The sequence below is a fragment of the Coprobacillus sp. genome (assembly GCF_984815275.1).
The window spans coordinates 23891-31216 of record NZ_CFJNYH010000035.1; the positions used below are offsets into that span (position 1 = coordinate 23891).

10 protein-coding genes are annotated in these 7326 nt (G+C 33.1%); all 10 read right to left on the minus strand.

From position 1 onward, the window contains the following. On the minus strand, window positions 1-1095 hold the full coding sequence (locus AC5M21_RS12270) for a C40 family peptidase (protein WP_008789385.1): 1095 nt from the start codon (window positions 1093-1095) through the stop codon (window positions 1-3). Next, entirely contained in the window at window positions 1095-1592 is a 498-nt protein-coding gene (locus AC5M21_RS12275) for a gamma-glutamylcyclotransferase family protein (RefSeq protein ID WP_008789384.1), read from the minus strand. Before AC5M21_RS12275 ends, AC5M21_RS12270 begins: the two co-directional genes overlap by 1 nt. Window positions 1593-1607: 15 nt before the next feature. Then, a complete protein-coding gene (locus tag AC5M21_RS12280) occupies window positions 1608-2618 on the minus strand; it encodes an amidoligase family protein (protein WP_008789383.1) in 1011 nt (336 codons plus the stop codon). Window positions 2619-2620: 2 nt separating this feature from the next. Next, the gene (locus AC5M21_RS12285) at window positions 2621-4462 is read right to left on the minus strand and encodes a VirB4 family type IV secretion system protein (protein ID WP_008789382.1); all 1842 of its coding nucleotides are present in this window, start codon (window positions 4460-4462) and stop codon (window positions 2621-2623) included. Continuing rightward, window positions 4440-5042: a hypothetical protein gene (locus tag AC5M21_RS12290; protein WP_008789381.1), complete on the minus strand. Its 603-nt coding sequence runs from the start codon at window positions 5040-5042 to the stop codon at window positions 4440-4442. The genes AC5M21_RS12285 and AC5M21_RS12290 overlap by 23 nt, the downstream gene beginning before the upstream one ends. A gap of 3 nt (window positions 5043-5045) precedes the next feature. After that, complete coding sequence (locus AC5M21_RS12295; RefSeq protein ID WP_008789380.1) at window positions 5046-5366, minus strand: hypothetical protein; 321 nt, start codon at window positions 5364-5366, stop codon at window positions 5046-5048. A 99-nt stretch (window positions 5367-5465) separates the two neighbouring features. Then, window positions 5466-5858, minus strand: coding sequence for an arsenate reductase/protein-tyrosine-phosphatase family protein (locus AC5M21_RS12300; protein ID WP_008789379.1), 393 nt, complete (start codon window positions 5856-5858; stop codon window positions 5466-5468). A 6-nt stretch (window positions 5859-5864) separates the two neighbouring features. After that, a complete protein-coding gene (locus tag AC5M21_RS12305) occupies window positions 5865-6197 on the minus strand; it encodes a thioredoxin family protein (RefSeq protein WP_008789378.1) in 333 nt (110 codons plus the stop codon). 13 nt (window positions 6198-6210) lie between these two features. Further along, window positions 6211-6471, minus strand: a complete 261-nt coding sequence (locus AC5M21_RS12310) for an RDAC family protein (protein ID WP_008789377.1) — start codon at window positions 6469-6471, stop codon at window positions 6211-6213. 14 nt (window positions 6472-6485) lie between these two features. Further along, window positions 6486-7262, minus strand: coding sequence for a permease (locus AC5M21_RS12315; protein WP_083807001.1), 777 nt, complete (start codon window positions 7260-7262; stop codon window positions 6486-6488). Window positions 7263-7326 lie beyond the last annotated feature (64 nt).

Consider the following 7326-nt stretch of genomic DNA (forward strand, 5'->3'; position numbering starts at 1 on the left):
TTATCTTCCTTCCATTATATTTAATCTGTAATATCCACTCCAATAAGACACAGTATTAACTGCAACATTATTGTCATGTGAATTTTCATGTATCCATACCATCTCACCTTTTTCATTTCTTCCTGCATAAATTCCTACATGAGTTGTATTGCCCTGCCTATCCATAAGGAATGCCAGATCACCAGGTAATAATTCTCCTGCTGATATTTTTTTACACATTTTGATCTGACCAGTTGTATTGGTATTCCCTAGATTGTTGTTCATCACTGTCCAGTAGACCCAGTCCACAAAGTGCGAACAGTCCAGTCCTTTTCTGTTTCTTCCTTTATAATCTGGTGTTATAACTGTACCAAAGTGATTGCCTTCATATCCTGCACAGCTTGCAGCCCCACCCCAGTAATATGGAATTTTCCCAACTGCATCGCCAGCCTGTAAAACAATATTCTTTCTTAATTCACTTGTTCCTTCAGGAAGACTTTTTAACAGTTTATCCATTTCTTCTTTAGATAATGTTGTCACTGTTCCACCATTATTTCCTATCAGTCCACCATAGACTCTTTCCATTGCTTCTCTTGTATCATCATTTAGGGTCATTGATAAATTGGATTCCAAATGAGAATAGATCGTCGAGTTCACAGAAGTAGGTACAATTTTTTTAACTTCATTTTCATTGGATTCTATCGTAAAGCTCTTCACCCAAAGCGTTCCCTTATTTTCATCGAAGTTCATCTTCTGTTTGGAAAACATCAATCCTATAAAATATCCTTTAACCTGATAGGCGTTGAGGGTTGCTCCATTTGTAAATGTCTGATTGGTTTCATTCATTTTTGTATCAATCAGTGATAGTCCATGTTGAACATCATTGATGAATTGAGCCTGTTCTCCCTGAAATTCTGTGATGGGATTTCCTTCAAATAAATCAGTGACGATATTCTGATTAAAATTGATCCCATCAGAAAAGATTGCACCTATAAGCACAGTGATTGCAACAAAAAGTGATATAATGGCTATCACAGCACCCTTTCCTATTTTTCCTATGGTACTATCCTTATTTCCAACAAATACTGCTAGAAGTTTCGCTAATTTAACACTCATTATGGTCTGATATCCTTATATCCTAATGGATACTTCTCTTTGATTTCCATTTCTTCAACAATTTCACTGATTTCCTTAACAGCGTTATCAAGATACTTCATATCCAAATGACAGTCTTTATATCCCTGTCTAATGATATTGAGATAATACTGGCTTGGTATTCCGTAATCAAAGCCATCATTCATTACATAGACCATAGCTTCATCTTTGATATTTTGACTATGAATCGTCATATGTTTTTTCGTATAAAGATTTGGAAATCCCTCATAGATATCTAAATATTTTTCATCCCTTTCTGATATTTCAAATATACCAACAGGAACTTTTTCTCCAAGACATGGTTCTACAGTCGCAACTGCATTATGTCTATTGTTGCTTCTAAACAGCAATTGATAATTATTCAGCATCCCTGTTCCTATGAGTTTGGAATCTGGACATCTCATTTTCATCTGTTCAAGATTAAGATTGCTTCCATAAGCTATATAATACTTTTTCATAACGATACCTCCTCTCTACATCTGCTGTTGCATGGACATACCTTCATGTTCCAGTTCTTCAGTATTTTCAATATTTTGAACAGGATTTTCCAGTACAAGTTCTCTTTGTGCTTTCAGTCTTTCTTTCTGTGCAAGTGCTTGTTGAGGATCTTTCCATGCAATACAGCCATCTAAGTTTTTTAAAAGATGATGCCTTGCAGTTTTGAATTCATCCCCAATGAGTCCTAGTCTTAACAGCCATGTTCTGAATGTATACTTCTCATTTGATGAATGTGTTTTTCTTCTGCTCGCTTTTGTTTGAGTCAATGCCTGATGAGAAATAGCAAGACAAAACTGGATATACGATTTGATTTCTCCTGCATGAAGTGTTCCATTGAACAGTCTGAATTCAATCGTTCCCTTCTGAAAGACACTATGAAGATTCAACGCATGATACCTGCTGTTATCATAGTGGGAGTGACTTCTTCTTGTTTCTCCGTTGTACCAGAGAGATTTCAACTGGCTTAAATTCTTAGGCTTGCTTTTATTCAGCTTCTGTATAAATGATTCTTCAACCTTTTGACAGTATCGATGTTCTCTTGCCACTTCAACCTGTAATGCCTTATAGATCAGATCTTCTTTTGAATACATGATATTCGTTATATTTCTAAGTGATCTTGCATCATGTTTTGAGGCATCAATATGGATATGAATTCCACAGCTTGAATTAACTTTTGCATGACCATCCTTACGAAGTTTTCTGACAATTTGTTGTATATCTTCAATATCATCATATTTGCATATGGGTGATACAAGTTCTACTTTGTAATCATCGTCATATGTTCTTCTTATTCCTATATAGGCAGTAATACTGGAATCATAGACAAGTTTCCATTTCCTGCCTTCATTATCCTTAACTGAATAAGCTCTATAAGCTCCTCCATCATATTGACTGTCAGTCTGAAAATGTTTAGCAACTATCTCAGAAGCCTTTTTTCTGGTTAGACCAGTCATCTCTATTTCAATACCAAATTTTTGGCTCTTCAACTTTATCTTCCACCAGCACTTCCAAAGAGTGCAGCCTTATATTCTGGAGCACGAACAGCCAGGTTGTATCTTTCATTCCCGCATTTATATAGACACACACCTCTTTGAGGATATTTGATAAGATCATATTCACTTTCTTCCAGCTGAAGTGCATCAATATAAAATCTTTTATCCGTATTTCCTGCATTGAATAAGAAAGCATGACTTGGTATAGAGAATAATGGTTTTGTTAGTTCTCTAATTCCTTCTATATTGAAGTCTTCAAGATTTTGTGATGCCAGTATAACAGCACTTTCTTTCTTACGAACTCGCTTCATGAAATTACGAATATATTCAACTGCAGTCATATTTGTTAAGAACAGGTAGAGCTCATCAATACTTGCAACTGTGTACCCACTTGTTAACAGTTCATTAGACATGTAAGATAGAATATTAAACAGTAACGCATTTTTTAATGATTTGTTTGCCTGTAATAATCCCTTAACACCAAAAGTAATGATTTTATGCTCTCCAATATTGGTATGACCATTAAAGAATTTACTGTCACTACCCACACATATGGAGTTCAGCAATAATAGAATTTCTCTTAGTGTTTCTCTTGTATAGATATTGTTTCTGTTTTCAGTAAAATGCTTATATTCTTCATCTATATATTCATATAAATCAGATAGAATAGGAAAATCTTCATGTCTTAATAAAGACAAATCTGTCTTTTCTGTAATATCAAAAAACTTATAGAGCTTTGTCAGCATAATCTCCAGAGTGTCAATTTGTTCATCACTGAAATCCTTGTAAGTCTTAAAAAAATCTTTTAAAAAGGAAATATGCTGTGATAAAACCGTTGTCTTTTTAAAGGTTGCAGGGACATCTTCATCATTATCCTCTTCTGAATCATTTGACCAGAGCTTAGGTTCTAGAACATTGATCATATACTTTCCTGACATCATATCAATAAACACACCATGCAAATTGTTGGTCAGCTCCTCATACTCGTGTTCTGGATCTAGATTAATAAGAGAGAACCCCTGTTCACGCAGATTGATAAGAAGAAGTTTCAACAAATAAGATTTTCCCTGTCCTGAATTCCCTAATATAAGGATATTGGCATTTGTCTTATCATCACTTCTCTGATTAAAATCAACGATGATATTGCTTCCAAATTTATCTGCCCCTATATAAAAACCATGTGCATCAGTCTTTCCTGAATAATTGAAAGGAAACAGATTCGCAACACTCGTTGCAGGAAGTACTCTTTCAAACTGTTCCTTAAATGTATCAACACCACTAGGCATGACGGCTAGAAAACCTTCTTTTTGTCTTAAAAGAAGTCTATCAACATTGAGCTTGCTTCTGACAAGTTCTGTCTGCATTTCTGTCTGAAGAAGTTTTAATTCATCATAATCATTGGCTATCAATTCAAAATAAACAGCACAATGAATAAGTGGTTCTTTATTTCTATGCATATCAGCAATAAGTCCTATAACATCCTTTAAATTACTTTGAGCATTGATGGATTCCTGCAAATCCTGAGTATTGCTTTGTTTCATCCTGTTTTTATTCGCAGCATTGGAAATGATTTTCTTCTCTTCTGCAGGTGTAACCTGTCTTGCATAGATATGGAGTGTTATCCCATCCTTTTCACCCATATATCTTAAAAGTGCCTGTTCATCTGTTGAGATCGGATAGTCTCTAATTGCCCAAACACAGCGATATGTATTTCCACATATAAAATATTCTGTAAAAAATCGTATTGTAGAAGGTGCAATTAAATCAAGAAATTCTTGTACTTTAACTTCCTCTTCACTGATGACTTCTTTTTTCTTAAATGGATTCCTCAATATCATTTGGATACCACCTCATTCCTTCATAATCTTCAAACTGATCTGATGTGACATTCTGTTCAAAGTAAACAGCAAGCATATTTTTGATCTGTTCCTTATTGGCTTTTTCTACCTGTAGATTCTGCAGTTTGATGAGTTTTTCAATACGATGGATCAGTGCTACTGTTTCCACCTGATCATTTGGTTTGATACGAACAGCCAAGAGAAATAATCTTGAGGTTGCAGTTTGAGTTTGTATCTGATCTAAATGATATAAATCCTTTTTTAAAAGATTAATAATGACCTCATCAGTCTCTTCTGATATCCTTTTTTTAATGAAGAGCTTGTTATCCTCAAAATTATCCCTGCTGTTCAGACAGATCATCTCCATATCAGCCAGTCCCTTCAAAACATTTGTAAGCGAAAAGATTTTTGCACCAATATTTTCCTGTGACATAACTGATAAGTTTTGTGGCTGAATAACAAAAAAGACGATTTCATCATCGTTGAACAGTTTTAAACTGTCATTAGAAATCGTCTTTGCATTGATAAGTTCTCTTGTAGACTTTAACTTTTTGTTTGACTTATTCTTCTTTTTCTTCACTTTCTACCTCCACATTCTCAAAAATTTGTTTTTTCTTTTATTTGTTATACTTTGATTGACAGTCTTCGGACTCGTATATGACCATATATAAAACTGCTGATGAAAAATAAAAAAGGCACAGGCATATTGAATAAAATCAAATATACTTGTGTCCTGAAGTCTAATGGTCATAAATGCATAACATCCCACTATAGCAATAGGCAGATAAAAATTTGCCTGACTTATAAATATAACTGAAATAATAGCACCAATACCTATGATTCCTATATCTCTTAAATACCATAGCCATAATATCGGTTTTCCTTTTAAATTATCTGGATACATATACACATTATATCACTCCTCTTATAAATTATTAACCAGTAATTAATTTAAAGCATTAAATATATGTTTGAGAAAAAAATAATAGATCAAATTGACCTATTATTTGTAATTTAAACTTAATACTCTATTTTCAATATCACTGATAATCTTTTTAAAGAATTCATCATCTTGCCCAGTAGGATCTTTTAAATTCCAATTATCATCAAAGTTTCTACCTATATATGGACACCCTACCTCACATCCCATTGAAATCATAATATCCACTTCAGGGATATCCGTAATCAATTTACTATATTGATCTTTTTCCATATCTATTTGATAAAGATCTTTCATAATTCTTACTGCATCTTGATTGATTTGATTTTTTAGTACTGTACCACAAGAATAAAATTCATATTTATCATTCATTAACTTTTTACCCAATGCTTCAGCTATTTGGCTACGACACGAATTGTGAACACATACAAAAGCAATTTTTAATCTTTTTTCCATAAATTTCTATAATTTCACTTTCAAAATATGCTTCACTTCATCTACTGTTAATACCTTACCAAAAGAAACAACTTCTCCATTTAAAACTAATGCAGGAGTAGACATAACACCATAAGTAGCGATTTGTGCAAAATCTGTGACATGACCAATTGGCAATTCGATATTCATTTCTTCTAATGCTTGCCTTACATTTTCTTCTAACTTATTACATTTAGCACAACCAGATCCTAAAATCTTAATACCTAATTCTTTCTTTGTTTCTTCAGCCTGTTCCATTGCGTCAACAGAACATTGACAACAACAACTTTTCTTTTCTTCTTTCTTTTTAAATAAACTCATAATCTTCTCTCCTTTATTTTTCAAAATCAAATTTTGATTCAACATTTAATATATATGGATCTTTATCATCTTGTCTGACTTTCATCCATTTTTGATCTAAATAACTATTAATAACTTCTAATATTTCATTTACTGGATACTCTTTTCCATCTTGTTTTAGCCTTAATCCTGCACAGGTACATCCACCTAATGCATGAATTGAATATTCAATTTCTTTTTCTTTTAACAGCTGATTAATCTCTACAACCATATTAAAATTAACAACATTAGCCATCTTTTTCCTCCAATCTATATCAATAAAAATGAGAAAATATTAAATAAATAACCAACTAAAATAATACCTACTGTACAAATTGCTATAAACAATGTTAATAGTTGAGGTTTTACTGCCTTTTTCAACATAATGATTGATGGTAAACTTAGAGTTGTCACTCCCATCATAAATGATAGAACTGTTCCAAGTAATGCACCCTTAGCTAGCAGGGCTTCAGCAACAGGAATCGTTCCAAAAATATCAGCATACATTGGAATCCCAACAATTGTTGCTAATATAACTCCAAACGGATTATCCCCTCCTAAAACACTTTCTATCCAACTTTCAGGTATCCAGTTATGAATGATTGCTCCAATACCTACACCTATCAGGATATATGGAAATACTTTTTTAAAAGTTTCAACCACTTGATCTTTTGCATATATGACTCTTTCTTTACGAGTTAATGTAGGAGAGTTAATATCTACTGCACTTGCATTCATAATGAAATTCTCTACATATTTTTCCATATGAAGTTTTTCAATAATAGTCCCTCCAATAACTGCAATAACCAATCCGATGATAACATATGCAATCGCAATTTTTGCTCCAAAGATGCTCATCAACAATACTAAACTTCCTAAATCAACCATAGGTGACGAAATTAAAAATGAAAAGGTAACACCTAAGGGCAATCCTGCACTGGTAAAACCAATAAACAAAGGAATTGATGAACAAGAACAAAATGGAGTCACAGTCCCCAGCAATGCTGAAACAATATTTGCTGTTATTCCATGAAATCTTCCTAAAATCTTTTTACTTCTGGTATATTGAAGTTACTCATACAAAGAGTAATAAATCTAATATACCAATTCT

Excerpts from the sequence above, each read along its gene's own strand:
- AC5M21_RS12270 (WP_008789385.1), bottom strand. The coding sequence starts at position 1,095 with ATGAGTGTTAAATTAGCGAAACTTCTAGCAGTATTTGTTGGAAATAAG.
- AC5M21_RS12275 (WP_008789384.1), bottom strand. The coding sequence starts at position 1,592 with ATGAAAAAGTATTATATAGCTTATGGAAGCAATCTTAATCTTGAACAG.
- AC5M21_RS12285 (WP_008789382.1), bottom strand. The coding sequence starts at position 4,462 with ATGATATTGAGGAATCCATTTAAGAAAAAAGAAGTCATCAGTGAAGAG.
- AC5M21_RS12295 (WP_008789380.1), bottom strand. The coding sequence starts at position 5,366 with ATGTATCCAGATAATTTAAAAGGAAAACCGATATTATGGCTATGGTAT.
- AC5M21_RS12300 (WP_008789379.1), bottom strand. The coding sequence starts at position 5,858 with ATGGAAAAAAGATTAAAAATTGCTTTTGTATGTGTTCACAATTCGTGT.
- AC5M21_RS12305 (WP_008789378.1), bottom strand. The coding sequence starts at position 6,197 with ATGAGTTTATTTAAAAAGAAAGAAGAAAAGAAAAGTTGTTGTTGTCAA.
- AC5M21_RS12310 (WP_008789377.1), bottom strand. The coding sequence starts at position 6,471 with ATGGCTAATGTTGTTAATTTTAATATGGTTGTAGAGATTAATCAGCTG.